The following is a 1,583-nucleotide window of genomic DNA, read 5'->3' as shown; positions in this document are numbered from 1 at the left end:
GGTGCATCGCAAGGCGCCGGAGCGTCCTGATAGCGGAGCTATTGGGACGTTTCGGCAACGCCGCGAGGTGCCGTGCCAGACGCCGCGGGCCCGGCTATGACCCATCGGACAGACCCTAGGCCGGACGCCCCGATACGCCGGGCCGCGCGGGTCCAAATGCCTTGCGCGGCCTGCCCACCACCCCTTAGGGTCACTGTGACGATTAAGGGGTGGTTTTTTCTGTGTTTTCCAAGGGGGAGGCGTTCATGGGGTCTGCCATCGGGTCCGCTGCGACCGGCTCGCTGATCGGGCTCGCGCTCGGTGACGCGCTCGGCTTTCCCACCGAGTTCAACGATGTGCCCTCGATCCTGGCCAAATGCGGACCGTGGCGGGAGATGGCACTGCCCGACCCCGCCTTCGTCACCGACGACACCCAGATGACGCTGGCACTGGGGCGCGGCCTGCGCACGGCCATGGGACGCGGCGCGCTCACCCCGCGGCTCCTGGAAGGGCCCGTACGGGACGAGTACGTCGACTGGTGGCGCTCACCGGACAACAACCGGGCACCGGGCGCCACCTGCCTCCGGGCCTGCCAGCTGCTCAGCACCCAGGACCGGCCCTGGACGGAGGCCAGCCAGATCGGGTCGAAGGGCTGCGGCGCCAACATGCGGGTCGCGCCGATCGGGCTCGCGCCGGGGCTGAGCACTCTCTAGCGCTCCGGTGCCGCACAGCTCCAGTCCGCGCTGACCCATGGGCACCCCACGGCGCTCGCCGCCAGCGACCTGACCGCATACGCCGTGCGTGTCCTGGCCGACGGCGCACGCCCCGCCGAGCTGACCGGCCTGCTGCGCGCGTACGCGCACGCCAACCGCCTCGTCTACCGGGAGGACTGGCTCGGCGACCTGTGGCGGCGCAGCCAGGACCCCTCGGCGACGCAGTTCATCGCCCGCGGCTGGGACGAGTGCCTCGGCGTACTGGACCGGCTGGACGCGGCGCTGGCCACTCCGGACGTGGAGACCGACCCGTGCCTGGCCACCGGCGCCGGCTGGATCGCCGAGGAGGCGCTGGCCACCGGGCTGCTGTGCTTCCTGCTCTTCCCCGAAGAGCCGCTCACCGCACTGCGCCGGGCCGCGTGCACCTCCGGTGACTCCGACTCGATCGCGTGCCTGACCGGCGCTTTCGCGGGCGCCCACCTGGGAGCCGAGGCCTGGCCGGAGGAGTGGGCCGGCCGCATCGAGTACCGCGAGGAGCTGCTGGCGCTGGGCGAACGCTAGCCGCTGCGCTTTGCCTGGGCCGTTTTTGGCTGTCCCGCCGTGGGGGGTGCTCGCCGTTGCGCCTGCGGCGGGCGTGGGTTTTTCGGGTGCGGTGACAGCCCTCCGGACTTCGTCCTGCGGGCTGTCACCTCCCGTGGGTGGGTGGAGAGGCTGAGTGGGGGCGGACGTTGAGTGTTCAGTTCCCTATGACTCGTCCACTGGGCGACTCGTCCACTGGGCGCGCGTGATCGCTTAGGTGCACCCCCACCGTCTTTTCCCACACTCAACGGGAGGGGCCGGACCGCAGGACGGAGTCCGGAGGTCCGGAACCGCACCCGACAGCCCCGCGCA

1 pseudogene is annotated in these 1,583 nt (G+C 71.4%); it reads left to right on the top strand.

The features are described from left to right. The first annotated feature begins 245 nt into the window (after nt 1-245). Nucleotides 246-1,253: pseudogene (locus AB0I10_RS41120) on the top strand (ADP-ribosylglycohydrolase family protein). Nucleotides 1,254-1,583: the final 330 nt, after the last annotated feature.

The organism is Streptomyces sp. NPDC050636 (assembly GCF_040654775.1).
Classification (GTDB): domain Bacteria; phylum Actinomycetota; class Actinomycetes; order Streptomycetales; family Streptomycetaceae; genus Streptomyces.
This window is presented reverse-complemented; position numbering and strand designations above follow the sequence as displayed.